The sequence below is a fragment of the Georgenia satyanarayanai genome (assembly GCF_009193135.1).
Lineage (GTDB): Bacteria > Actinomycetota > Actinomycetes > Actinomycetales > Actinomycetaceae > Oceanitalea > Oceanitalea satyanarayanai.
The window spans coordinates 87,708-112,080 of the sequence record NZ_VUKC01000008.1 but is presented as its reverse complement, the minus strand read 5'-3'; the positions used below and the strand labels follow the sequence as shown (position 1 = coordinate 112,080).

Annotated in this window: 27 protein-coding genes; 12 read left to right on the top strand and 15 right to left on the bottom strand. The window is 74.5% G+C overall.

What is annotated here, in order from left to right:
• The first annotated feature begins 4 nt into the window (after positions 1–4).
• Positions 5–652 (top strand): VOC family protein, encoded by a 648-nt coding sequence (locus GD632_RS10550; protein ID WP_152191856.1) that lies wholly within the window; start codon positions 5–7, stop codon positions 650–652.
• Here the strand turns inward: GD632_RS10550 and GD632_RS10545 are convergent.
• Entirely contained in the window at positions 642–1,541 is a 900-nt protein-coding gene (locus tag GD632_RS10545) for a cytochrome b/b6 domain-containing protein (RefSeq protein ID WP_152191854.1), read from the bottom strand. The genes GD632_RS10550 and GD632_RS10545 overlap by 11 nt on opposite strands.
• A 312-nt stretch (positions 1,542–1,853) precedes the next feature.
• Between GD632_RS10545 and GD632_RS10540 the strand changes: the two genes are divergently transcribed.
• Together GD632_RS10540 and GD632_RS10535 are read left to right on the top strand one after the other, a co-directional pair.
• Positions 1,854–3,683, top strand: coding sequence for a stealth family protein (locus GD632_RS10540; RefSeq protein ID WP_152191852.1), 1,830 nt, complete (start codon positions 1,854–1,856; stop codon positions 3,681–3,683).
• Between the two features lie 80 nt (positions 3,684–3,763).
• Positions 3,764–4,240, top strand: a complete 477-nt coding sequence (locus tag GD632_RS10535; protein WP_152191850.1) for a hypothetical protein — start codon at positions 3,764–3,766, stop codon at positions 4,238–4,240.
• Between the two features lie 129 nt (positions 4,241–4,369).
• Here GD632_RS10535 and GD632_RS10530 read toward each other — a convergent pair whose 3' ends face one another.
• The 3 genes from GD632_RS10530 to GD632_RS10520 form a co-directional block, all read right to left on the bottom strand.
• Positions 4,370–5,323 carry a TIGR03557 family F420-dependent LLM class oxidoreductase gene (locus GD632_RS10530; RefSeq protein ID WP_152191848.1) on the bottom strand — a complete coding sequence of 318 codons (954 nt, stop codon included), beginning with the start codon at positions 5,321–5,323 and terminating at the stop codon, positions 4,370–4,372.
• A 192-nt stretch (positions 5,324–5,515) separates the two neighbouring features.
• Entirely contained in the window at positions 5,516–6,127 is a 612-nt protein-coding gene (locus GD632_RS10525) for an alpha/beta hydrolase family protein (RefSeq protein ID WP_152191845.1), read from the bottom strand.
• Between the two features lie 179 nt (positions 6,128–6,306).
• Complete coding sequence (locus GD632_RS10520; protein WP_226924802.1) at positions 6,307–7,545, bottom strand: MFS transporter; 1,239 nt, start codon at positions 7,543–7,545, stop codon at positions 6,307–6,309.
• Between the two features lie 67 nt (positions 7,546–7,612).
• Here GD632_RS10520 and GD632_RS10515 point away from each other — a divergent pair, with 67 nt between their 5' ends.
• A complete protein-coding gene (locus tag GD632_RS10515; RefSeq protein ID WP_152191841.1) occupies positions 7,613–8,458 on the top strand; it encodes an SMP-30/gluconolactonase/LRE family protein in 846 nt (281 codons plus the stop codon).
• Positions 8,459–8,462: 4 nt separating this feature from the next.
• The gene (locus tag GD632_RS10510) at positions 8,463–8,801 is read left to right on the top strand and encodes a YnfA family protein (protein ID WP_152191838.1); all 339 of its coding nucleotides are present in this window, start codon (positions 8,463–8,465) and stop codon (positions 8,799–8,801) included.
• Positions 8,802–8,957: 156 nt separating this feature from the next.
• Here the strand turns inward: GD632_RS10510 and GD632_RS10505 are convergent, their stop codons facing one another.
• Both GD632_RS10505 and GD632_RS10500 read right to left on the bottom strand, forming a co-directional pair.
• Positions 8,958–9,992 carry a sigma-70 family RNA polymerase sigma factor gene (locus tag GD632_RS10505; RefSeq protein ID WP_152191836.1) on the bottom strand — a complete coding sequence of 345 codons (1,035 nt, stop codon included), beginning with the start codon at positions 9,990–9,992 and terminating at the stop codon, positions 8,958–8,960.
• A gap of 74 nt (positions 9,993–10,066) precedes the next feature.
• A complete protein-coding gene (locus GD632_RS10500; protein ID WP_152191834.1) occupies positions 10,067–10,537 on the bottom strand; it encodes a VOC family protein in 471 nt (156 codons plus the stop codon).
• A 141-nt stretch (positions 10,538–10,678) separates the two neighbouring features.
• Between GD632_RS10500 and GD632_RS10495 the strand changes: the two genes are divergently transcribed.
• Positions 10,679–11,101, top strand: a complete 423-nt coding sequence (locus GD632_RS10495) for a VOC family protein (protein WP_152191832.1) — start codon at positions 10,679–10,681, stop codon at positions 11,099–11,101.
• On the opposite strand, the gene GD632_RS10490 is transcribed toward GD632_RS10495, so the two are convergent.
• Genes GD632_RS10490 through GD632_RS10480 form a run of 3 tightly spaced genes read right to left on the bottom strand, consistent with a single transcriptional unit; the run spans position 11,077 to position 14,748 of the window.
• On the bottom strand, positions 11,077–12,297 hold the full coding sequence (locus GD632_RS10490; protein WP_152191830.1) for an amidohydrolase: 1,221 nt from the start codon (positions 12,295–12,297) through the stop codon (positions 11,077–11,079). The two genes, GD632_RS10495 and GD632_RS10490, sit on opposite strands and share 25 nt — an antisense overlap.
• A gap of 46 nt (positions 12,298–12,343) precedes the next feature.
• Positions 12,344–13,975 carry a thiamine pyrophosphate-binding protein gene (locus GD632_RS10485; RefSeq protein WP_152191828.1) on the bottom strand — a complete coding sequence of 544 codons (1,632 nt, stop codon included), beginning with the start codon at positions 13,973–13,975 and terminating at the stop codon, positions 12,344–12,346.
• Positions 13,976–13,977: 2 nt separating this feature from the next.
• Positions 13,978–14,748 (bottom strand): cyclase family protein, encoded by a 771-nt coding sequence (locus GD632_RS10480; protein WP_152191825.1) that lies wholly within the window; start codon positions 14,746–14,748, stop codon positions 13,978–13,980.
• Between the two features lie 103 nt (positions 14,749–14,851).
• Between GD632_RS10480 and GD632_RS10475 the strand changes: the two genes are divergently transcribed.
• Together GD632_RS10475 and panB are read left to right on the top strand one after the other, a co-directional pair.
• Complete coding sequence (locus GD632_RS10475) at positions 14,852–15,247, top strand: DUF2237 family protein (protein WP_152191823.1); 396 nt, start codon at positions 14,852–14,854, stop codon at positions 15,245–15,247.
• Positions 15,248–15,332: 85 nt separating this feature from the next.
• A complete protein-coding gene (panB, locus tag GD632_RS10470; protein WP_152191821.1) occupies positions 15,333–16,196 on the top strand; it encodes a 3-methyl-2-oxobutanoate hydroxymethyltransferase in 864 nt (287 codons plus the stop codon).
• A gap of 57 nt (positions 16,197–16,253) precedes the next feature.
• Here the strand turns inward: panB and GD632_RS10465 are convergent, their stop codons facing one another.
• The gene (locus GD632_RS10465) at positions 16,254–16,502 is read right to left on the bottom strand and encodes an SPOR domain-containing protein (RefSeq protein WP_226924801.1); all 249 of its coding nucleotides are present in this window, start codon (positions 16,500–16,502) and stop codon (positions 16,254–16,256) included.
• A gap of 37 nt (positions 16,503–16,539) precedes the next feature.
• On the opposite strand from GD632_RS10465, the gene map reads away from it, so the two are divergent.
• Positions 16,540–17,412: a type I methionyl aminopeptidase gene (map, locus tag GD632_RS10460; protein WP_152191819.1), complete on the top strand. Its 873-nt coding sequence runs from the start codon at positions 16,540–16,542 to the stop codon at positions 17,410–17,412.
• An 89-nt stretch (positions 17,413–17,501) separates the two neighbouring features.
• On the opposite strand, the gene GD632_RS10455 is transcribed toward map, so the two are convergent.
• A complete protein-coding gene (locus GD632_RS10455; protein ID WP_152191817.1) occupies positions 17,502–18,353 on the bottom strand; it encodes an AraC family transcriptional regulator in 852 nt (283 codons plus the stop codon).
• Positions 18,354–18,380: 27 nt separating this feature from the next.
• Between GD632_RS10455 and GD632_RS10450 the strand changes: the two genes are divergently transcribed.
• From GD632_RS10450 to GD632_RS10440, 3 genes are read left to right on the top strand one after another with little or no spacing between them, the layout of a single operon-like run.
• A complete protein-coding gene (locus GD632_RS10450) occupies positions 18,381–18,860 on the top strand; it encodes a VOC family protein (RefSeq protein WP_152191814.1) in 480 nt (159 codons plus the stop codon).
• 56 nt (positions 18,861–18,916) lie between these two features.
• Positions 18,917–19,681 (top strand): polyphosphate--glucose phosphotransferase, encoded by a 765-nt coding sequence (gene ppgK, locus GD632_RS10445; RefSeq protein ID WP_152191812.1) that lies wholly within the window; start codon positions 18,917–18,919, stop codon positions 19,679–19,681.
• A gap of 1 nt (position 19,682) precedes the next feature.
• A complete protein-coding gene (locus GD632_RS10440) occupies positions 19,683–20,435 on the top strand; it encodes an MBL fold metallo-hydrolase (protein ID WP_152191810.1) in 753 nt (250 codons plus the stop codon).
• A gap of 66 nt (positions 20,436–20,501) precedes the next feature.
• Here GD632_RS10440 and GD632_RS10435 read toward each other — a convergent pair whose 3' ends face one another.
• The 4 genes from GD632_RS10435 to GD632_RS10420 are packed head-to-tail and all read right to left on the bottom strand — an operon-like array spanning position 20,502 to position 24,206.
• A complete protein-coding gene (locus GD632_RS10435) occupies positions 20,502–20,870 on the bottom strand; it encodes an RNA-binding S4 domain-containing protein (RefSeq protein ID WP_152191808.1) in 369 nt (122 codons plus the stop codon).
• Between the two features lie 27 nt (positions 20,871–20,897).
• Complete coding sequence (locus tag GD632_RS10430; protein WP_152191806.1) at positions 20,898–22,061, bottom strand: ABC transporter permease; 1,164 nt, start codon at positions 22,059–22,061, stop codon at positions 20,898–20,900.
• On the bottom strand, positions 22,058–23,206 hold the full coding sequence (locus GD632_RS10425) for an ABC transporter permease (RefSeq protein WP_152191804.1): 1,149 nt from the start codon (positions 23,204–23,206) through the stop codon (positions 22,058–22,060). Before GD632_RS10425 ends, GD632_RS10430 begins: the two co-directional genes overlap by 4 nt.
• Positions 23,207–23,225: 19 nt before the next feature.
• Positions 23,226–24,206, bottom strand: coding sequence for an ABC transporter ATP-binding protein (locus GD632_RS10420; RefSeq protein ID WP_152191801.1), 981 nt, complete (start codon positions 24,204–24,206; stop codon positions 23,226–23,228).
• Between the last annotated feature and the right edge of the window lie 167 nt (positions 24,207–24,373).

Below are 24,373 nucleotides of genomic sequence, written 5' to 3'. Positions count from 1 at the left end.
AACCATGACCGTCCCCGCCACCCTCGACCACCTCCTGTGGGCCGTCCCGGACCTCGCCGACGGGGTCGCCCACCTCGCCGGGCTCACCGGCGTGGAGGCCGTGCGCGGCGGTTCCCACCCGGGGCTGGGCACCGCCAACCACCTCCTCGCCCTGGACCTGCCGGGCACCACCGGGCCACGGCGGACCTACCTCGAGGTCATCGGGCCCGACCCCGAGCAGGGCCTGCCCGCGGACCGTGTGGGTCTCGGCGTCGGGCACGTGCGTGAGCCCTCGCTCCACACGTGGGCCGTGCGCCCCGCGGACCTCGACGAGACGGTCCGCGACGCCGCGGCCGCCGGGATCGATGTCGGCGAGGTGCGGGCCACCGAGCGCACGACCCCGGACGGACGGCTGCTGCGCTGGCGGATGACGCCCGGCTCCGCCGGCATCCGCCCCTTCCTCATCGACTGGCGCGACACACCGCACCCCGCCCAGGGCGAGCTGCCGGCGCTCACCCTGCTCGAGCTCTCCGCCGAGGCCCCCGACGCCCCCGCGGCGACGCGCATGCTCGCGGCACTCGGCGCGCCGCTGACGGTGACCGCCGGGCCGCGGGCCCTGCTGCGCGCGGTCCTCGACACCCCGCGCGGCCGGGTGGTCCTCGCTACCGCGTGACCTTGCCGGTGAGCGCGGCCACCGGCTGGGTGAAGACGGGCTTGGCGACCACCCAGGCCGCGACCATGAGCGCGAGCGCGACGGCGAAGTAGACGAGGCCGAGCCAGCTGCCGTCGTTGCGCGCGGCGAACATGTGGTTGAGGTTGCCCTGCGCGTCGGTGGCCAGCACGAGGGCGACGTGGACGACGGTGAAGGCGACGAAGTAGACCATGAGCGGGAAGTGCAGCGCGCGGGCGAGGCTCATCGGCACGAAGCGCCAGCCCGCCGGCCACACCGGGGACATCCGCAGACCCGTGACGAGGGCCAGCGGCGCCGCGACGAACACGGTGAGGAAGTAGGACAGCACCTGCAGGGCGTTGTAGTTGACCCAGCTGCCGTGCGCCGGCCAGTCGAGGGACAGGTACTGGATCCCGACCGACAGGGCGTGCGGGAAGACGTCCCAGCTCGTCGGGACGAGCCGTACCCAGTGGCCGGTGACGACGATGAGGACGGCGAAGACCAGGCCGTTGAGCACCCACAGCGCGTCCGCGGCGAGGTGCAGCCACAGGTTGAGGCTGATGCGCACCGGCTTCTTCCCGCGGGCCGGCTTCCGCGGCTGCCAGTGGCCCTTGGGACGCTGGGTGGTGCGGATGAGCCATCCGCTGCGCACGATGAAGACGAGGAGGAAGGCGTTGAGGAAGTGCTGCCAGCCGACCCATGCGGGCAGTCCGACCGGCGCCGTCTCCGGCAGCTCGGTGGTGCCCGGGTAGTCGGTGACGAACCCGGCCACGGCCGGGACCTCACGCAGCCACCGCGCGGCGAGCACGACGACGACGAGCGCCACCAGCGCCACCGGCACCTTCCACGCCAGCTGCTGACCCCGGCTGCGCGCAGCACCCTTCGACGACATGCCTCACCCATTCCACGACTGACCGGCCAGGGCTCCCGGGCCCGCCCCACAGCCTACGGCCAGCCCGCGACGTCGATGCCACGTGGCCGAGGTCGCTCCGACCGGCGGTTGACCAGTCCTTGGGCCTACACTGAGGGCCCTTCCGCTGCCGGCCGCCGCCGGTGACGGCCGGCACGGTGCCGACCCGCTGCGCGACCCGGCGCGCGGACCTGCTGCACTGCTCACGAACTACCGCCCACCGCGCCGCGGTTGGAGCTCGCGCCGAGACGGCGCAGCTCACCGCGCGCACCGACAATGAGAGAGGCGGTTCCTGTGCCCCGACGTACCCGAGCGCTCGCCGGTATCGACCCGACCGTCGTCGTGGAGGACCACGGCCGTCCCGACGCCCACGAGCTCAAGCGCACCGTGGACGCCATGGGCACCGAGATGCTCCTCTACCGGGACACCGTCTCGCGCCGCGCACGGGTCCGTGACGGGGCCGCGGTGCTCGGCAGCCGCGTGGTCTCCACCCTCCCGCGCCGCGTCGGTGCGGGGCTCGCGCGGCGGGTCGCCGGGTCGCAGTCCCTCGGCCGCCGGCCCGGCGCGGACGCGCGGGCGTGCCCGGACGAGCCGGGCGGCATCGCGCGCCACGACCCCGCCTCCGAGGTCAGGCGCCGGGAGCAGGTCCTCGCGGCCCTGCGCGACGCCGGGGTCCGCGCGACCGTCATGCCCGCGGGTGCCGGGAAGCCGGCGGCCGTCGTCGTCCGCCGGGGCGACCGGGAGCGCGCGGCGGCTGCCCTCGCGGACGGTCTGGACCGGACCTGGCGGGTCGTCCCGCTCGACGCCCGCGCGGCGCGTCCCCGCCGTCTCACGGCACGGCGCCTCGCCCGGGCCGTCACCACGCGGGACGGGTTCCGGGTGCTCCGTGAGGCACCAGGCGGGACCCGTCGACTGCTGGCTCCCGAGGTCGGGGTCGACGTCGAGGCCTGGCCGGAGGTGCTGCCCGCGCCCACCGGTCCGGGCGAGCTCCCCTCGGAGACGGTGGGCACCCTCGTCGCGCCGCGCCGCCAGGCCTGGACCACGCAGCTGACCGCGTCGCAGTGGGGGGAGGCGACCGGGAGCGGGTCGGTCGACGTCGGCCCGCTGCCCCACCTGTTCGACGCCACCGGCCCTGTCGACGTCGTCTACACGTGGGTCGACGGGACGGACCCCGCGTGGAACGCCGCGCGTCTCGCCGCCCTGGGCGTCCCCGCCGACCATCGCCGCACGGCCGAGGCGACGCACGCGGCGCGGTTCCGCTCCCAGGACGAGCTGCGCTACTCGCTGCGCTCGCTGGAGATGTTCGCCCCCTGGGTCCGCCGCGTCCACCTCGTCACCGCCGGGCAGGTCCCGGACTGGCTCGACACCGACCACCCGCGGCTGCGCATCGTGGACCACCGCGACATCTTCACCGACCCGGGCGTGCTGCCGGTGTTCAACTCCCACGCCATCGAGTCCCAGCTGCACCACGTCCCCGGCCTGGCCGAGCAGTACCTCTACCTCAACGACGACGTGTTCTTCGGCCGGCCGGTCGCCCCGGGCCTGTTCTTCCACGGCAACGGGCTGGCGAAGTTCTTCCCGTCCTCCGCTCTCATGGACACCCGCGACCACCAGCCGCACGACGCCCCCGTGACGAGCGCGGCGAAGAACAACCGCGCCCTCCTCGGGGACGTCTTCGGCAGACGGGTGACCCACCTGTTCCAGCACACCCCCCACCCGCAGCTGCGCTCGGTGCTCCAGCAGATGGAGAGCGACCATCCCGACCTCTTCGCCCAGGTGGCCGCGTCGACCTTCCGCCACCCGGACGACCTGTCGATCAGCTCGGCGCTGCACCACTACTACGCCTACGCCCTGGGCAGGGCGGTGCCGGGACGCCTCGCCTACCTCTACCTCGACCTGGCGCACCCGCGCGGCGCGGCCCGGCTGCGCCGGCTGCTGCGACGCCGCGAGTTCGACGTCTTCTGCCTCAACGACTCCCCCGCCGTCGGTGAGGTGGGCAGCGGTGGGCTCCTCGGCGACTTCCTCGCGAGGTACTACCCGGTGCCGAGCACCTTCGAGCTCCTCCTCGGCACCGCGTCCACGGTCCCGCTCGGCCACGGGATGACGACGGCGCGGCCGGTGTAGGGCACCGCCTTCCGGCGAGCGAGCACCGGCTACGGGTGCGAACCTGCCGGACACAGCCTGCGGACCGGGAGGAGCACGAGGTGACGAAGGACGACGAGGACGGGCGTCACAGCAGCACGATCGTCAGGGGCATGAGGAGCACGGTCGGCAGGGAGAGCACGACCTTCGGCTTCTCGATCCTCGTCACCGTGAGCTTCGGGATGCTCCAGGCGACGGAGGGGACACCGGACGCGGGGAGGATCGTCCTCTTCGCCGCCGGCGCGGTCATGTCCTTCACGCTGCTGGAGGGCATCCTGTCCCGCGGCTTCCGCCGGCCGATGCCCCAGCACCGCTCGCACGTCCTGGCGGTCGGGACGAGCCTCAACATCGTGTCCGTCCTGGGCGGGCTCGGTGCGGTGTGGCTGGCCGGCACGCTCGTGTCGCACGCGGCCGTCTGGGCGCTCGCGCCCTTCCTCGCCGGCATCGTGTACCTCCTCCTCGAGAGCGTGGAGACGGCACTGGGTGAGCGCGTGCTCGCCCACACTGGCGCGGCCGACGCCGACGACGTCGAGCCCTGAGCCGACCGGCCGGGGTGGGGTGTCACTGATCGGCGCACAACTGCGGCACGACCCGCCTGAGCGGCGCTCCTGCCGGCGTGTCGCCCGCGTGTCGCGGACTTGTGTGCAGATCAGCGACGGCCAGGTGTCTCAGCCGACCAGCCGCGGCCGCAGCTCGGCGCCGAAGAAGTCGAGGAACGCGTCCGGGTCCGGGCCGACGTTCATCGTGACGACGTGGTCGAAGCCCGCGTCGGTGAACTGCCGGATCGTCGCGAGGTGCCGCTCGACGTCGGGGCCGCAGGCGAACTGCTCCTTGACGTCCTCCTCGCGCACGGTGGCGGTCGCGGCGTCGAAGTTCACCGGGTTGGGCAGCTCGGACATGACCTTCCAGCCGGTCAGTGCCCAGCGGCTGGTCTCCAGGGCGTGTGCTGCCGCCTCCTCCTCCGTGGCGGCGTAGGCGAGGGGGGCCTCGGCGTAGAGCGGGCCGTCGCCGCCGGCCCCGCGGAAGGCCTCGATGAGCGAGGGGTCGGGCTCGGTGACAAACAGCCCGTCGGCGAGCTCGCCGGCCAGCCGCGCCGCCCGCGGCCCGCCCCCGGCGACGGCGATGCGCGGCAGCTCCTCGGGCAGGTCGAAGATGCGGGCGTCCTCGAGCTGGAGGTAGCGCCCGTCGTAGCTCTGGTAGCCGCCCTGCCACAGCAGCCGGATGATCTCCAGGGCCTCGCGCAGCATCGCCTGGCGCACCGTCGCCGAGGGCCACGGCTTGCCGACGACATGCTCGTTGAGCCGCTCACCGGACCCCAGGCCCAGGGTGAAGCGGCCCCCGGAGATGAGCGCCGTCGTCGCCGCGGCCTGCGCGACGACCGCCGGGTGGTACCGCATGGTCGGGCAGGTGACCCCGGTGACGAGCTCGATGCGCTCGGTCCGTGCCGCGATGGCGGCGAGCACCGACCAGGCGAAGGGGCTGTGGCCCTGGTTGTCGAGCCACGGGTGGAAGTGGTCGCTGATCTCGACGAAGTCGTAACCGACCTCCTCGGCGCGGACGGCCTGGCGGATGAGCTCCTGCGGTCCGTAGGCCTCCGCGGCGAGCTTGTAGCCGAGCTTCATGGTGGGTCTCCTTTGTCGGTGCGGTCAGTGGCCGGCGGCGCGCCGCACGAGTGCGGCCATGGCGCTGGTGTCGTCGCTGTCGAACGACGGGCACGTCGTCCTCGAGGTGGAACTCGATGCCGGGGTTGTGGACGTCGGAGCCGTCGGCGAGGCGTCCCGACGAGTCTCACCCCGGCCCGGCGGGCGGGCATCTCACGACGACGGCGTGAGCCTCTCGAGCCACGTGCGGACGGCCTCGGCGATGGCGGGCTGGTCCTTCTTCAGGCTGTGGTCACCCGCGACGACGACGACGGCCCGCCCCGGTCCCTCCGGCGGCATCCCGAAGGCGTCGCGCTCCCCCTGGACGACGAGCGTGGGCACGCCCGTGCCGTCGAGCTCGGGCAGCCGGCTGGGCCGCTCGGCCCTGCCCGGCGGCTGGAGCGGGAAGGCGAGGCACAGGACGCCGACGGCGCCGAGCACCGGGGCGGTGCGGCACGCCACCCGCGCCCCCGAGGAGCGGCCGCCGACGACGAGCGGCAGCCCCGCGCCGGGGCCGGCGAGCAGGTGGTGGACGACGTCGGTCCACGCGGAGTCGAGCTGCTTCGCCGGGGCGGGCGCGCGGCGGCCGGCCACCCGGTAGGGCTGCTCGACGAGGGCGACGCCCCACCCGAGGTCCCCCGCCGCGGCCGTCGCCGTCCGCAGGTCCGGTGCCTGGACCCCGCCGCCCGCCCCGTGACCCAGCACGAGCAGCCCGCGGGTGCCCTCGTGCAGGTGGACCCGCGCCGGCCCGTGCGTCGTCTCGATCTCGAGGGTCTCACCGCTCATCCCCCGATCGTAGGCGCCCACCTCCGCGCCCTCCCCAGGGGCACCCGCGTCCCCGGCCCCCACGCGACAACCGGGTTCTCCCTCCGGCGCTGGAGGTTCCGTCGCCCGGGGACGGTGGCCGAGGGATCCGGCTCTCGGCGAGGGAGCGGGCGGGTGGGGACCGGTGACGTGCCGCCGGGCTAGACGTCGGGGATGTCGCGGCTGATGCGGAAGCGGCGGAGCTCGCGGTTCGTCCCGGCGACGACGACGATGCCGACGAGGCAGGCGAGCCCGCCGGACGTGGCCGCGAAGGCGGCACTGGTTGCCCCGGCGACGACGCCGGCGCGGAAGTTGCCGACCTCAGGTCCCGCGACGCCGATGACGTGCTCCACCGAGGTCACCCGGCCGCGGTGGCTGTCGGGGGTGGCGAGCTGGACGGCGGCGCCGCGCGAGATCACCGAGACCGTGTCGGCCGCGCCGGCGACGACCAGCGCGGCCAGTGCCGACCACAGCGGCCCGACGAGCCCGAAGACGGCGAGCGCCGCGCCCCACGTGCCGGCCGCCCACAGCTGGACCGCGCCGGGCCGGTCGGAGCGCGTGACGGTGCCCGAGGCGAAGCCGGCGAGCACGCCGCCGACCGCGACGGCGCTGAGGAAGAGCCCCAAGGTCTCCGGGTCGCCGCCGAAGCGCTCCTCGTTGATGACGGGGAACAGGGCGATCGGCATGGCGAGCAGGGTGGCGACGAGGTCGGTGACGTACAGGCCGCTCACCACCCGGCTGCGGGCGATGAACCGCATCCCCTCGACGACGGCGCGCGGCCCACGGCCGCTCGGTGCCCCGACCGGCGGCATGGCGGGCAGCCGGACGACGGCGTAGAGCGCGAAGAGGGAGGCGACCGCCTGGACGAGGTAGGCCGGGGTGAGCCCCCACTGCCCGAGGACGAGACCCGCGAGCGCCGGACCCACGAGCATCGCCGCCTGGAAGCTCAGGTGCTGCAGGGCGATCCCGGCGGCGACGAGCTCGCGGCCGAGCAGCCGGACCGGGAAGGTGCGCTGGGCCGGGGCGCCGAGAGCCCCGAAACCCGCCTGGGTGGCGACGAGGAGGAGCAGGAGCCCGAGCGAGCCCACGTCGAGCAGCGCCTGGGCCCCGAGGCCGAGCGCGGCGACGAGCTGGGCGAGCATCGTCCAGCGCACGAGCGAGCGACGGTCCACCGCATCGGCCAGCGCCCCACCCACGAGCCCGAGGACGACGAGCGGCACGGCCCGCGCCAGCCCCACCGCGCCGGTCCACACCGGGCTGCGGGTCATCTCCCAGACCTGGAAGAGCACGGCGACCGACGCGATCTGCCCGCCCACCGCGGAGAGCGAGGTGCCCACCCACAGCCGCCGGTACGCCGCACTCACGCGCAGGGGACGGACGTCGAGCAGGCGGTGCCTCACCGCGCCACGGTAGCCGCTGCCACGGGCACGCCCTGACAACGGCGGCGGTCTCGGCAAGACTGGCGGCATGCGAAACGTGGAGCAGCTCACCGACGTCGTCACCTTCCACGGCGAGGGGCCGGTGTGGTCCCTGGAGTGGGGTGGTCTCCGCTTCGTCGACATGCACGCCGGCGGCGTGCTCACCCTGCGCGACGACGGCGCGGTCGACCGGATCACCGTGGGCAAGGTCGCCGCGATGGTGCGCCCGCGCGTGGACGGGGGCTACGTCGTCGCCACCGAGAAGGGGATCGCGCTGGCCGACGACCTCACGGCCGCCCCCACCCGCGAGATCCGGCTCACCGACCGGGAGAACGAACGGATGAACGAGGGCGGGGCCGCCCCCGACGGCAGCCTGTACGTCGGCTCGATGGCCTGGGACGGCTCCCCCGAGGGCGGGCGTCTTTACCGCGTCACCCCCGACGGCGGCACCGAGGTCGTCCTCGACCCCGTGACGATCTCGAACGGGCTCGGTTTCTCCCCCGACCACACCCGCGCGTACTACGCCGACAGCGGCCCCGGCCGCCTCGACGTGTTCGACGTCGACGGCGGGGTGCTGGGCGGGCGCCGCCCCCTCGTCACCTTCGACGACGACGACGGCGGTGTGCCCGACGGCCTGGTCGTCGACTCCCAGGGCTGCCTGTGGGTCGCGGTCAACGGCGCCGGGCAGGTGCGCCGCTACTCCCCGGACGGGGAGCTGCTCGAGACCGTCGCGGTCCCCGTCCCCGGCGTCACCGCCTGCACGCTCGGCGGCCCCAGCCTCACCGACCTGTTCGTCACCACCTCCCGCGAGAGCGACGACACCCCGGGGGCCGGCGCCCTCTACGCCACCGCCGTGGACGTGCCGGGGCTGCCGGTCCTGCCCTTCGCGGGCTGAGCGCGTGGACGTCCTGCGCTCGGTCGCGCTCTTCGGCGGGGCCGCGCTCTTCGAGATCGGCGGCGCCTGGCTCATCTGGCAGGGCGTGCGCGAGCACCGCGGGTGGGTGTGGATCGGGGCCGGTGTCGTGGCGCTGGGCATCTACGGGTTCTTCGCCGCCCTGCAGCCGGACGCGAACTTCGGCCGGATCCTCGCCGCCTACGGCGGGGTGTTCGTGGCCGGGTCCCTGGTGTGGGGCATGGTCGTCGACGGCTTCCGCCCCGACCGCTGGGACGTCACCGGAGCCCTCCTGTGCCTCGCCGGCGTCGCCGTCATCATGTACGCCCCCCGCAGCGCCGCCTGAGCCCCTGCCCACCAGCCCGCCGCCGGCTCCCCCGGTCCTCCCACCGTGCGCCTCTCGAGGTGACCGTGCGCCCGGTGGACGCACAGTGGACCAGGAGGCGCAAGGCCGGAGAAGGGAGCCCCGGCCGGGGCGCGGAGGCGCTGGTAGCGCTGCCAGTCAGCGCGGCGGGAGCTCCGGCGGGAGGGCGAAGTGGGCGAAGAGCTCGGGGCTGAAGAAGGCGGTCACCCGGGCCACGCCGTCCGGCCCCGGCACGAGGTGCTGGAGGTGGAAGGCGCGGTGCACGCCGTCGTCCTCGCGCATGTAGAGCGCGAGGACGGGCTCGCCGTTGGCGGAGGTCGGCAGCATCCGCATGTCGCCAGCCCGCTGGGCGGGGCACCACGTGCTGATGAGCGTGCCGACGTTCCGCGCGCCGCGGTACCACTCGGGGTAGGGCGGCATCTCCCACACGACGTCGGCGGCGAGGAGGTCGACGATCGCGGCGACGTCGTAGGCCTCGAAGGCCGCGACGTACGCGCGCAGCAGGGCCCGGCGGCGCTCGTCGTCGGGCAGCCGGGGCGGCTCGTCGGGGTCGATGTCCGCGAGGCGGGCGCGGGCCCGCTGGAGGGTGGAGTTCACCCCGGCGACGGTGAGGTCGAGCGCCTCGGCGACCTCCCGCGCACGCCAGGCCAGCACGTCGCGCAGGAGCAGCACGGCCCGCTGCTGGGCGGTGAGGTGCTGGAGCGCGGCGACGAACGCCAGCCGGACGCTGTCGCGGCTCACCACCTGGGCGGCGGGGTCGGGCTGCCCCTGGGACCAGAGCAGGTCGTCGGGCATCGGCTCGAGCCACGAGACGCCGACCTCCGGCAGCGGCTGGTCGTGCGGGTCGGCCGCCGGGGCCCCGAGGCCGGTGGGCAGCGGGCGGCGCTTGCGGCCCTCGAGGTGGGTGAGGCAGGCGTTGGTCGCGATGCGGAAGACCCACGTGCGCAGCGAGGAGCGGTTCTCGAAGCCGTGGTAGGCCCGCCACGCCCGCAGGTAGGTCTCCTGGACGAGGTCCTCGGCGTCGTGCACCGACCCGGTCATCCGGTAGCAGTGGGCGAGGATCTCGCGGCGCAGCGGCTCGAGCAGCTCCGCGACGTCCCCGGCCGTGACGGCCGGCCGGTCCGACGGGTCGGCGAGCGCCGTCGTCGGCTGCTCGGTCTGTGGGGCGACCATCCCCCGACGGTAGAGCGCGCCGTCGGGGCCTGTCACCCCTCCCCTCCATGTCCGACGGGTGCCGACGACAGCGCTCACGCGGCAGCCCGCTCGATCTCGGCGAGGTCGATCTTGACCATCTGCATCATCGCGCTGGCCACCCGGCCGGCGCGTGCGGGGTCGGGGTCGTTCATGAGCTCGAGCAGGCGGGTGGGCACGATCTGCCACGACAGCCCGTAACGGTCGGCGAGCCACCCGCAGACCGACTCACGGCCCCCGCCCTCGAGGAGCCGTGACCAGTAGTGGTCGACCTCCGCCTGGTCCGCGCAGCCGACCATGATCGACACCGCCTCGGTGAAGGGGCGTCCGGGTCCCCCGTTGAGGGCGACGAAGTCGCGGCCGTCGAGCCGGAAGGTCACCGACAGCGGCTTCCCGGCCTGCTCGGGGTTGTTCTCCCCCCAGCGCACCACCTCGACGATCTCCGAGCGGGGGAAGACCGACACGTAGAGCTCCGCGGCCTCCAGCGCCTCGGTGTCGAACCACAGGCAGGTACTCATCTCGGGCATGTGTGCTCCTCTCGTCCCCGCTACCGACCGACGACGACGGCGGAACTCATCGCCCGCCGCGCCCGCGACGAGTTCCGCGGGCGGCCCGGGTCGGTCTCGGGTGAGGCGGCACCGCGCTGCCCGCCGAGGGAGGACACCGCCATGGACCGTATGATCTTCGTCAACCTGCCCGTCCGGGACCTCGCGGCCACGCGCCGCTTCTACACCGGCGTGGGGTTCGAGGTGAACGAGACGTACTCCGACGAGCACTGCGTGTGTGTCGTCCTCTCCCCGACGATCTACGTCATGGCCCTGGACCACACCCGCTTCGCCGACTTCGTCACCACCCCGATCGCCGACCCGCGCACCAGCACCCAGGTCATCTCGTGCCTGTCGATGGCGACCCGCGAGGAGTCCGACGCCTTCGTCGCCGCGGCCCTGGCGCACGGCGGCGCGCGGCACCCCTACCCGGTGGAGCAGGGGGACATGACGGGCCCGGAGGGCGAGGAGATGTACGGCGCGGCCGTCACCGACCCCGACGGCCACATCTGGGAGGTCCTCTACATGGCGCCGGCGGCGGCCTGAGCGAGCCCGGCGCGGCGGGCGCGCAGCGCGGCGACGTCCTCCGCGGACGCCGCCACGGAGGCGACGGTCAGGGCCATGGCGGTCCCGGCGTCGAGCATGGTGTCGTAGGCGGGGGCCTCGTCGGCGGCGCGGGCGAAGTCGGCGGTGTGGATGGGCGCCTCGGTGTTCGGCAGGCTGATCCACGGGTGGATGGAGGGGATGACGCGGGAGACGTTGCCCATGTCGGTGGAGCCGCCGCGCGGGCCGCTGTTCGGGGTGGCGTCGTAGCCGAGCGTGTCCAGGGCGCCGGCCCAGTGGCGGCACAGGACGTCGTCGTGGTCGAGCGGCTGGTAGACCGGCTCGGTGGGGGCGATCTGGAGGGTGGCGCCGGTGGCGAGCGCCCCGGCCTCGAAGCAGCGGCGCACCCGCTCGAGGAGGCTGTCGTACTCGGGCATGGTGAAGGCGCGGCACTCGAAGTCGACGATCGCCGTCTCGGGGATGATGTTCGTCGCGTCCCCGCCGTGGGCGACGACGGCGGACACCCGGTGGTCGCCGGGAATCTGCTGGCGCAGCAGCCCGACGGCCACCTGCGCGATGACGGCGGCGTCGGCGGCGTTGATCCCGCGGTGCGGGGCGGCGGCCGCGTGGGAGCCGCGTCCGTGGAAGGTGGCGCGGTAGCGGCCCACGGCCTGGGTGGTCGTGCCCTGGGGGTTGAAGCCGTGGCCGGCGGGCAGGGCGTGGACCATGAGGGCGAGGTCGACGTCGTCGAGGACACCGCGCTCGAGGAGGAGCACCTTGCCGCCGCCGTGCTCCTCGGCGGGGGTGCCGACGACGACGACGCGCAGGCCGAGCTCGGCCGCCACCGGCTGCAGCGCGAGCGCCGCGGCGACCCCGGCGCCGGCGATGAGGTTGTGCCCGCAGGCGTGCCCCACGCCGGGCAGGGCGTCGTACTCGACGCAGATCGCGACGGTGAGCGGCCCCTCCCCCACGGACGCGGTGAAGGCGGTGGGCATCTCCGCGACGCCGCGCGAGACGGCGAAACCCTCGCGGGCGAGCAGCTCGGTGATCGCCGCGGCGGCGCGGTGCTCGGTGAACGCGAGCTCGGGCCACTCGTGGATCGCGCGGCTGAGGGAGACGACGGCCTCCGCGTGGCGGGTGACCGCCTGGGCGATGGCGGCGCGCGCGCCACCGGACGTCGCGAGCTCTGCGCGATCCATCGGTCCTCCTGCTGACGTGGGTGGGCTCATCGTCCCACGGCGCACCTCAGTGGCCGAAGGCCTCCGCCAGCCACCACGCGGGCTCGTCGGCGACGACCTTCGCGTCGATGAGCAGCGGCCGGTCCCGCGGGCCGTCGAGCCACGCGCGGACCTCCTCGAGGTCGCCCACCTCGCGCACCGTCACCCCCGCGAAGCCGTAGCCGGCGCCGACGGCGGCGATGTCGGTGGGCGGGAAGGTCACCGTCGCGTGGTCCTCGCCGGTGAAGTGGTGGACCTCGGCGCCGTAGGCGTCGTCGTTGTAGACGACGACGACCATCGGCAGCCCCAGGCGGCGCACCGTGTCGAGCTCGGCGGCGCCCATGAGCGCGCCGCCGTCCCCGAGGGCCGCGACGGGCAGCCGGTCCGGGCGCGCGAGGGCGGCGCCGATCGCCGTCGCCAGGCCCAGGCCGATGGACTGGAAGGCCTGGGTGAAGCAGAAGCCCTGCTCGTCGGGGACCTCGAGGAACATCGCCGGGTAGCCCATGAAGTTGCCGGAGTCGACGGCGACGACACGCTCGCGCGGGAGGAGGTCGTCCAGCGCGGCGGTGAGGGTGCGGGGGTCGATGCGCCCCCCGTCGGAGGTGTCGGTGTACGGGACGTCGCGCCACCGCAGCTCGCGCCCGAGACGCTCACGCACCTCCTCGCTGCGGTAGCCGACGGCGCGCTCGCTGCCGAGGAGGCGGTCGACGCCGCGGGCGGTGGCCGCGACGTCCCCGACGACGCCGAAGCTCAGCTTCCGGTGCAGCCCGAGCGCCTCGGGGGTGTCGTCGACCTGGACGACGGTCGCGCCCTCCCCGACGAGGCGGCCGTGGCGCATCGTCCACATGTTCAGCGCGCAGCCCCACCCGACGACGAGGTCGGCGCCGGCGATGAGCTCGGCGGCGAGCGGGGAGGAGAAGCCGCCGGAGACGTCGAGCGACCAGGGCTCGTCGTGGAAGAGCCCCTTGGCGACGGCGGAGGTCGCCAGCAGCGCGCCGCACGTGTCGGCGAGCGCGACGAGCGCCTCACGGGCCGGGGCGGATCTGGCGCCGCGGCCGGCGACGAACACGGGCCGGCGTGCGGCCCGCACGGCGGCGGTGAGGCGCTGGAGGTCGCCCTGGGCGACGGCACGGGCGGGCGACGGGACGGTCGGGGCGGGCAGCGGGACGTCCTCGACCTCGGCGTCGAGGACGTCGAGGGGCAGGTTGAGGACGACGGTGCGGCGCTCGGCACACGCCATGGCGACGGCGGCGGCCGTCTCCTCGGCCGCGGTGGCGGCATCGGTGATGCGCAGCGGGACCGCGCCGACCGCGTAGGCCAGGGCCTCCTGGTCGACGTGGAAGTTCGACGTGAGCGTCACCGCCTCCGGGGCGAGGACGACCAGGGGGGTGCGGGACTTGGCGGCCTCGGCGATGCCGGTGAGCGCGTTCGTCAGCCCGCAGCCCTGGTGGACGGTGAGGGCCGCCGGCGCGCCGGCCGTGCGCGCGTAGCCGTCGGCCATCGTGGCGGCCCCGCCCTCGTGCCGGGCGGCGACGAACCGCGCGCCGGCGTCGATCATCGCGCCCGTGACGTGGAAGTTGCCCGAGCCGACGACGCCGAAGACGTGGTCGACCCCGCAGGCCACCAGCGTGCGGCCCACGACCTCCGCTACCCGGACCACGTCTAGTGCTCGACGAGCGCGAGGACGCGCGTGGGAGACCCGGAGCCGCCCTCGATCTTGAGCGGCGAGGCGACGACGAGCGCGCCGGTGACCGGCAGCCGGTCGAGGTTGCGCAGCTGGGAGAGCCCGTACTTGCCGTTGCCGAGGAGGAAGTGGTGGCACGGGAAGAGCGGGTCGAACCCGCCCGCGGCACCCGCATCGGTGCCGACGGTCTCCACGCCGATGCCGTGCAGCGGGCTCTCCTCGGCGACCCACCGCGCCGCCTCGACGGACATGCCGGGGCTGTGCGGGCCGTCGTCGGCGCGGTTGATCATGTCCTCCTGGCTCGTGCGGGCCGACCAGCCGGTGCGGCACAGCAGCCAGCCGCCCTCGGGCAGCGGGCCGTGCTCGGCGACGAGGGCGTCGATGTGCTCGCGCTCGATGAGGAAGTCCGGGTCCGCGGCCACCTGCGCGGTGACGTCGAGGACGACGGCGGGGGCGACGAGGGCCCCCACCGGCACCGAGGCGATGTCGGCGAGGTCCCGGCCGCTCGCCCAGTGGTTGGGGGCGTCGAAGTGGGTACCGGTGTGCTCGCCGGTGCGGAAGTTGTTCCAGTACCAGGCCGGCCCGCGGTCGTCGTAGCGCGAGATCTCCTCGAGCTCGAACCGCGCCGTCTGCCCGAACTGCTCGGGCAGCTCGAGGATCGGCGTCTGCGAGGTGAGCGGCGCGGTGAGGTCGACGACCTCCACGGTGCCGGTCCGCAGCGCGGCGAGCAGGTCGGTGAGGACGGGCATGGAGGTCTCCTTCGACGGTCGGCCAGTTCCAGGGTGATCCTGGCACAGGAGGCGCGGGGTTGAGAGCCGCGCCCGCAGACCGCGGCCCTGCCATCATCGAGCCATGAGCGAGCGCAACGTCCTGGGCGGACCGCTCGAGGAGTGCGGGACGGACCCGATGACCGGGTTCTACCGGACGGGCAGCTGTGTGCCGAGCGCCGGGCACCCCGGTGGTCACAGCGTGTGCGTCGTCGTCACCGCCGAGTTCCTCGACCACCAGCGGCGCCTGGGCAACGACCTCGTCTCGGCGCGCCCGGAGCTGGCCTTCCCCGGGCTCGAGCCCGGCATGCGCTGGTGCGTCCTGGCCGCCCGCTGGCTGCAGTCCTACCGGGCCGGGCTGGCGGCCCCCGTCGTGCTCGCCGCGACGCACGAGCGGGCGCTGGAGGTGGTCGACCGTCTCGCCCTGCTCGAGCACGCCGTCGACGTCCCCGACGACCCGGGTCCGCTCACCGCGGGCTGACCGCGGCCACCCCGGCGTGGCGCCGCGCGTGGGCGAGGCGCGTAGGGTCGGGGCACCGGTACACCCTCCTGGAGAACGAACGACGATGAGCGAGCAGACCCCAGCCTCCACCCCCGCGGCGAGCGGCGCGCCGGGCGGTGTTCCCGTGCCCAAGCGGGTGCGTGTCCACCACCTCGCGCAGATGAAGGAGCGCGGTGAGCCGATCACCATGCTCACTGCCTACGACGCCGTCACCGGGCGGATCTTCGACGAGGCCGGCATCGACATGCTCCTCGTCGGGGACTCGATCGGGAACACCATGCTCGGTCTGCACGGGACCATCCCCGTGACGCTGGACGAGATGATCCCCGCCGCGCGCGCCGTCACCGGTGCCGCGCACCGCGCGATGGTCGTCGCCGACCTGCCCTTCGGCTCCTACGAGGCCTCCCCGCAGCATGCCTTCGCCTCCGCCGTGCGCATGCTCAAGGAGGGCGGGGTGCACGCCGTCAAGCTCGAGGGCGGGGAGCGGGTCGCCGAGCACGTGCGGCTGCTGTCCCAGTCCGGGATCCCCGTCGTCGGCCACCTCGGCTTCACCCCGCAGTCGGAGAACAGCCTCGGCGGGGCGCGCGTGCAGGGCCGCGGGGACGAGGCCGCCGAGCGGCTCGTCCAGGACGCCGTCGCGCTCCAGGACGCCGGCGCCGTCGCCGTCGTCCTCGAGATGGTGCCCGCCCCGGTGGCCGAGCGCGCCACCGAGGTGCTCCACATCCCCACGATCGGGATCGGCGCGGGACCGGGCTGCGACGGCCAGGTGCTCGTGTGGACCGACATGGCCGGCATGACCGCCTGGGCGCCGCGCTTCGCCCGCAAGTTCGGGGACGTCGGGGCGGCGCTGTACACCGCGACCCGCACCTACGCCGGGGCCGTGCGCGAGCGCACCTTCCCCGGGCCGGAGCACACCTTCGCCGAGTAGCGGCAGACGTGAGCTCCCCGGCCGAGGACCGGGGAGCTCAGCGGGTGGGGACGGGTGTCAGTCCTCGTCCCGCCACGCCTTGTCCGCCTCGTCCCAGGCCTCGTTGCGGTCCGCGGCCCGCTCGTAGGCCTCGGCCGCATCCTCGCGCGAGGGGTAGGGGCCCATCCGGTTGAGCGAGCCGGACACCTTGCCCTCCTCGATCTCCCCGGTGCGGGTGTTGAGGTAGAACTCCCCGAGGTCGTGGGGCTTGGTCACCTGCTCGATGCGGTCCTCGCGGTCCTCCGCGGGCTCGTTGACACTGGCCATGGCGCCTCCTTCGTCGGGCCGTACGTAGACTCGTCCCATGCTTGCCGATCGCGCCCCGCTGGGCACCCTGACACCCGGATCGATCTCCCCGCGGCGCCCGGTCCCCACCTCGATCGAGTACCCCGAGTACGTCGACAGGCCCGAGCCGCAGCCCTTCACCGGCAGCGAGGTCAACGACGCCGAGACGATCGCGCGCATCCGGCGCACCGCCCGCCTCGCGGCCCAGGCGCTCCAGCACGTCGGCGCCGCCGTCCGCCCCGGCATCACCACCGACGAGCTGGACCTCATCGGCCACGAGTTCGCCCTCGAGCACGGTGCCTACCCCTCCTCCCTCGGCTACCGCGGCTTCCCCAAGGGGCTGTGCACCTCGGTCAACGAGGTCGTGTGCCACGGCATCCCGGACAGCACCGTCCTGTCGGACGGGGACATCGTCAACGTCGACATCACCCTCTTCCGCGAGGGCGTCCACGGTGACAACAGCGCCACGTTCCTCGTCGGCGACGTCGACGAGGAGTCCCGCCTGCTCGTCGAGCGGACCCGCAAGGCGATGGAGCGGGGCATCCGGGCCGTCAAGCCCGGCCGCGAGATCAACGTCGTCGGCCGCGTCATCGAGGCCTACGCCAAGCGCTTCGACTACGGGGTGGTCCGCGAGTTCACCGGCCACGGCGTGGGCCGCGCGTTCCACTCCGGGCTCATCGTCCCCCACTACGACGCCGCCCCCGAGCACAACGAGGTCATCGAGCCGGGCATGGTCTTCACCATCGAGCCGATGCTCACCCTCGGCTCCCCCGAGTGGGACCTGTGGGACGACGGGTGGACCGCCGTCACCACCGACCGCGGCCGCACCGCCCAGTTCGAGCACATGGTCCTCGTGACGGACGACGGCGCGGAGATCCTCACCCTCCCGTAATCACCTCCTCGCGAGTACGCACCTATGGTCACCGGGCGGCCCCCAGGCGGGCGCCGTCGTGGCCGTATGTGCGTACTCGGCGAGGAGGGCTACCCGCTGCGGTAGCGCGAGGGCGGGACGCCGACGACGGCGGTGAAGGCGCGCGTGAGGTGGGCGTGGTCGGCGAAGCCGAGGTCCGCCGCGAGCGCCGCGAGGTCCGGCCCCTGCCCGGCGTCGAGCGCGGCCACCGCGTCCTGCAGCCGGTGGCGGCGCAGCACCCACAGCGGGGAGGCGCCGACGTACCGGGCGAAGAGCCGCTGCAGCGTGCGGACCGAGACGTGCAGCTCCTCCGCCACCGGCGCGAGCGTCACGTGCTCCCGCCGCCGCATGAGGGCCACCGCCTCGCGCACCGTGCGGTAGCCCTCGTCCGCGCGGACCGCGTCGAGCCGTGGCGCGAGCACCTCGGACAGGTGGCCGACGACGACGTCGCGGCGGGCGGCGTCGTCGTCCTCGGCGAGCACGCCACGGGCGAGGGGCCCGACGACGTCGCCCACCACCTCCCGCGCCGGCACGACGGTGTCGGTGAGGTCGGCGACGCCGCGGCCGAGCAGCGCGGCGAGCCCGCCGGGGTGGAAGGCCAGACCGGCGACCCGGCCGGCGACGGGCAGGTCGACGGTGAAGACCCGGGTGACGAGCCCGTGGACGAGCGCGGCGGGCACCGGCAGGCCGTGGAGCACGCCGCCCTCGGCCGCCTCGACCGTGAGGTGGGTGACCGGGTGGCTGAGGACCTGCTGACGGAACGGGACACGCTCCGCCCGGCGCCACGTCACCCACCAGTAGTAGGCGGCGACCTCCCCGAGCGGGCCGGGCAGCGGCAGGCGCCCGGTGTCGAACACGTCCATGCCCGCCGCCGGCCACAGCACGGCTCCTTCGCCACCCTGGCGCGGATCTTCAAGCCCCACGCGCAGCACTCTAGGCAGGCTGGGCACATGAGCACACACCTTCCCGAGGGCTACACCTCCCTCAGCCCCCTCGTCGTCGTCTCCCCCGCGAGCGAGGCGGTCGACTTCTACTGCGCCGTCCTCGGCGCCCGGGTCGCCACCCGCATGGACGGGCCGGACGGCTCGGTGTGGCACTGCGAGCTCGACCTCGGCCACGGGCGGATGACCGTCATGGACCCCAACCCGCAGTTCCACGCCGTCGCGAACGACCCGGGCTCCGACGACGCGCGCTTCTCGGTCGCCGTCTACGTCCCCGACGTCGACGCAGCCCTCGCCGCGGCACGCGAGCGCGGCGCACGGGTGCGCGAGGAGGCCGCCGACTTCGCCGTCACCGGGGACCGCTACGCCTCGGTCCAGGACCCCTACGGCGTGCGGTGGACCCTCATGACACGGGTGGAGGACCGGACGGACGCGCAGGTCCAGCAGGGGCTGGACGCGTGGCGGGCCTCCCTCGACCAGCCGGCGTGACGGCCTGGCGGTAGGCTCCCAGACGCCTCACGCCGCCGACCACCGGAGCCGTCCAGATGTCCACGCCCAGCACGCCCACCGCCTTCGGCATCGACATCGGCGGGTCCGGGATCAAGGGCGCGCCCGTCGACCTCGCCGCCGGCGAGCTCACCACCGACCGGGTCCGCATCCCCACCCCGGCCAAGTCCACGCCCGCGGCCGTGGCCGCCGTCGTCGAGGAGCTCGTCGCCGGTTTCGACCTCGCGCCGGACGTGCCGGTCGGGCTGACGTTCCCGGCGCCGATCAAGCACGGCGTCGTGCCGTTCATCGCCAACCTCCACAAGTCGTGGCAGGGCGTGGACGTCCCCGCGCTGATGAGCGAGGCGATCGGCCGCCGGGTCGTCGCCGTCAACGACGCGGACGCCGCCGGGTACGCCGAGGCCGTGTACGGCGCCGCCAAGGGGGTCGACGGCGTCGTCTTCGTCGCCACGCTCGGCACCGGCATCGGCTCGGTGCTCATCGTCAACGGCACCCTCGTGCCCAACACCGAGCTCGGGCACCTGGAGATCGACGGGCACGACGCCGAGAGCCGCGCCGCCGACTCCGCGCGTGAGCGCGAGGACCTCTCGTGGGCCAAGTGGGCCAAGCGCCTGCAGCGCTACTTCGAGACGATCGAGATGCTCTTCTCCCCCGACCTCATCGTCGTGGGCGGCGGGGTGAGCAAGAAGTCCGACCAGTTCCTCCCGCTCCTGAAGCTCCAGGCACCGATCGTGCCGGCCGCGCTGCGCAACCAGGCCGGCATCGTCGGGGCCGCCGCGCTCGCCGCCGCGAACCACCGCTGACGTGCTCGAGCAGGTCTCCGCGCGCGTCTGGGTCACCACCTCCCCCACGTGGCTCACCACCTCCACCGTCGTCGTGGACGACGACGGCGCGTGCCTCCTCGTCGACCCCGCCCTCACGCCCGCGGACCTCGTCTCCCTCCAGCGGGAGCTGACCGGGCGCGGCTGGCACGTCGCCGCCGCCTTCTCCACCCACCCCCACTGGGACCACGTGCTGTGGTCGGAGGCGCTGCCCGACGTGCCCCGCTGGGCCACCCCGGCGGCGGTCACGGCGTGCACCGACGAGGAGCTCGCCGCCCAGGCGGCACGTGACCTCCCGGGCCACCGGTGGGACGTCGTCGGCGGGACGACGGCCATGGCCGCTGACACGACCGAGCTGCCGTGGGCGGGCCTGCGGGCCGTCGTCGTCGCCACCCCCGGTCACGCTCCCGGGCACGCGAGCCTGCACCTGCCGCGCGAGGGCGTGCTCCTCGCCGGGGACATGCTCTCCGACGTCGAGGTGCCCCTGCTCGACGACGCCCCCGGTGCCGTGGACGGCTACCGCCGGTCCCTCCAGCGGCTCGCGGGCGTGGCCGCCGACGTCGTCGTGCCCGGGCACGGGCGGGTCGCCGACGCCGCGGAGGCCCGACGGCGCGTCGCGGCCGACCACCGCTACCTCGACGACCTCACGGCCGGCGTCGACCCGCTCGACCCGCGCCTGGCCGACCCGCGGGTGCACGCCGAGCACGAGGCACAGGCCGGGCGGGCGCACGCCTGACGCGTCGCACCGTCCGCTCCCCTCGGACGCCGGGTCTGGTGGCCGCGACCGGCACGAGACCTCGCGCTAGTAACCGCGCAGGCGGGTGATGTCGCGCCGCTCGCGCTTGGTCGGGCGCCCGGCGCCGCGCTCCCGGCGCGGGAGGGCCGCCTCCTCGACCTTCGGCGGGGGCGGCGGGGTCTCGTCGATCATCGCCTGGGCGGCGAGGGGTGCGCCGACCCGCTTGCGCAGCGGCCGCTGGACGACGACGGTGCGCTCCTGGGGTCCGCCCGTCACCACGACCCGGGTGCCGGTGCCGACCAGCGTGGACGGCTTGGCGCGGTCACCGTCGACGCGCACGTGGCCGCCGCGACAGGCGGCCTGGGCCTGGCTGCGGGTCTTGAAGATCCGCACCGCCCACAGCCAGCTGTCCACGCGCACGGAGTCCTCGGCCATGGCCCGATGCTACGTCGGCGCCCGCCGCTACATCGCCCGCGCGACACTGCGGCGCAGCGCCCACGCCCCGAGGAGGACGAGGACCGCGGCCATCGCGGCGAGCACACCGAGCTGCGGGGCGATGTCGGCCAGGCCGCCGTCGTGGCGCTGGATCTCGGCGAAGGCCTCGTAGCCCCAGGCGTGCGGGGTGACGTGGGCGACGGTGCGCAGGGTGTCGGGCATGAGCTCGAGGGGGAACATGCACCCGCCGAGCGCGGCGAGGACGAGCCCGAGTCCCACGGCCACCCCGTTGGCCGCGCCCTCGTGGTCCATGAGGGCGCCGAGCAGCATCGCCGCGCCCGTGGCGACCGCCCCGAAGACGAGGAGGAGGAGCAGGGCGAGACCGACGTTGCCGAAGTCGACGTCGAAGATCACCACGCTGGCGACCATGATGTAGACGCCCTGGAAGCTCGCGATGACCCACCGGCCGAGCAGCTGACCGAGGATCGCCTGCGTCCCGGACACCGGCGCGGCGAGCACCCGGGCCTGCACCCCGAGCCGGCGCGACTGGATGAGGGTGACGGCGCTGCCGAGGGTCGAGAGGAAGACGAAGAGCAGGAGCATCGTCGCGGCGCTGAGGTCGAACTGGCCCAGCCCGCCGAGCTCCTGGGCGACCTCGTCGACGTCGACGACGCGGAGCTCGACGGGGGCGACCGCCTGCCGCGCCTCCGCCAGCGCCGCGCTCGCCTCGGTCTCCGGGACGCCGAGGTCGGTGAGCCCGGTGAGCTGGACCCGGTCGAGCGACAGGGACTGCAGCGCGGTGGCGACGAGCTGGGTCGCCGCCCGGGAGGCGGCGCCGGACGCCGAGATGAGCTCGACCTCGGCCGGCTCACCGGCCGCGTAGGAACGCTCCGCGGCGTCCTCGACGAGCAGCCCGACGTCGGCCCGGCCGCGCGCCACCTGCTCGCGCATCGCGCCGGGGTCGGTGTCCGTCACGGTGGCCCCGCCGTCCTCGAGGGTGGCGGTCAGCGCGGCGCGCAGCGCGCCGTCGGTGCCGCTCACCGCGACCCGCCCCGACGTGCCGCCGCCGCCGAACTGCAGGCCGATGACGACGACGAGCAGGAGCGGGAAGATGAGCGCGAAGAAGATGTTCGACCGGTCACGCGCGAATCGGCGCAGCTCGGTGCCGGCGATCGCCAGGGGCGCGCTCACGCCGTCACCCCCCGGTCCGGGACCAGCCGGGAGACGGCGGCGGCCAGGACGGCGAAGCCGAGCATCATGCCGACGGGGCCGGCGACGTCGGCCAGTCCCCCGCCCCCGGCGCTGATGCCGAGGGCCCGGGTGAAGGCGGCCACCGGGTTGAGGTCGAGGAGCGTGGCGGCCAGCCCGGTGGCCGCGACGGGGAAGAACGCCCCACCGGCCATCCCGAGGACGACGGCGAGGATCGCCTGGGCCACCGAGGCCTGCTCCGAGGTCCGGGCCACCCGCGCGACGACGAACATGAGCGAGGTCGCCGCGGCGACGACGCTGAGCACGAGGACGGCGACGACGGGCAGCGAGCCGAAGTCGACGTCGAAGAGGAGCATCCCAGCGCCGAGGAGGACGAGGGTGGCGAGCACCCCGAGGACGTAGCTCGACAGCGCCTTGGCGGCGACGATGAGACCGGGGGCCATCGGCATGGAGCTCAGCCGGGCGAGCGTGCCCTGCTCGCGCTCACCGACGAGCGCGAGCACCCCGAAGCCCACGGTGAACAGGAGGAAGAGTCCGGCCTGGCCGGCGACCATCATGGCGCCGGGGTCGAGCTGCTCGGTCGCCGTCGTGCCCGCGACGGTCGTCACGACGGGTGGAGCCTGGGCCACCTGCCGCCCGAGCACCGCGAGCTGGGCACCGTCCAGGCCGAGCTCGCCGCCGGCGGTGGCTGCGACCGTGCCGGCCGTCATCTGCTCGGTGACGCCCCGGACGACGGAGAGGAGGATGTCGGTCTCCAGGCCCGCGCCGTTGCCCTCGACGACGTCGAGGGTGGTGTCCTCCCCCTGGGTGACGGCGGCGGTGAAGCCCGCGGGCACGACGATCCCCAGCTGCGCCTCGCCGGACTCGGCGCGGGTGCGGACGTCGTCGGCGGCGACCTCGTCCACCGTGACGGTGAGGCCGTCGACCTCGGTGAGGGTGGCGACGAGGACCTGGCCGAGCTCGTCGTCCGCGGCGACGGAGGCCGCGACGGTGACGGCGTCGAGCTCGATCTCCTCGGCACCACCGAAGACGAGGTTCATGACGACCATGAGGGCGACGGGCACGAGCACACCCATGATGAGGACCGACCTGTCCCGCACCCGCTGACGCAGGTCGTTCAGGGTCATGGTGAGGAGCGGTCGCATGTCAGTCCCGCAGCGCCTTGCCGGTGAGGTGGAGGAAGACCGACTCGAGGTCGGGGCGGGTGATCTCGACGTCGGCGAGCTCGACCCCGCTGGACCCGGCGGTGGTGACGACGGAGGCGACCGCCGTCGGCGCGTCACGGACGTGGAGGAGGATCGCGCGGCCGTCGACGACGGCGCGCTCGACGGCGGGCAGCGCGCGGACCGCGGTCGCGGCCGCCGGGAGGTCACCGGTGCCGACGAGGCGGATCTCGTCGAGCTCACCGATGATCCGGATGAGCTCCGGCCGGGTGCCCTCGGCCTGGATGCGGCCGGCGTCGATGATGCCGATGCGGTCGCACAGCCGCTCGGCCTCCTCCATGTAGTGGGTCGTGTAGAGGACGGCCATGCCCTCGGTCGACAGCGCCTCGACGGACTCGAGGATCGCGTTGCGTGACTGCGGGTCCACACCGACGGTGGGCTCGTCGAGGATGAGCAGCTCGGGGCGGTGGAGCAGCCCGATGCCGATGTTGAGGCGGCGCTTCATCCCGCCGGAGAACTCCTTGGTGTGGTCCTTGGCGCGGTCGGCGAGGCCGATGAGGTCGAGCACCTCGGCGGTGCGGCGCTTGAGCGCCGCACCGGCCAGACCGTGGAGGCGCCCGAAGAACTGGAGGTTCTCCCGGGCGGTGAGCTCGGGGTAGATCGCGAGGTCCTGCGGGACGAGGCCGAGGTAGCGCTTGGGCTCGACCTCCCGCGGGCCCATGCGTCGCCCACCCACCCGCACCTCGCCGTCGTCGGCGGCGAGCAGTCCGGCGACCATCGAGATCGTCGTCGTCTTCCCCGCGCCGTTGGGGCCGAGCAGGCCGTACGTCTCGCCGGGAGCGATGCTGAAGGAGACGCCGTCGACGGCGGTGAGGTCACCGAAGCGGCGGACGAGGCCGCTGACCTCGAGGACCGGGGAACCCGTGCGCGGCTCGGCGGAACGGTGGGCGACGTCGCTCGTCACGGGAGCTCCTGCGGGGTGGACGGTCGGTGCGACTTATCGTGGCACATCGCGGGACGCTCACACCGAGACTTTTCACCCACCGTCGCGGTCGGAGGGGGGCACGAGGCACCCACGTCCTCGGCCCCGCGACCGGTGCGGTCGGCGCGCCGCCCGCCGTCGCCGGCGAC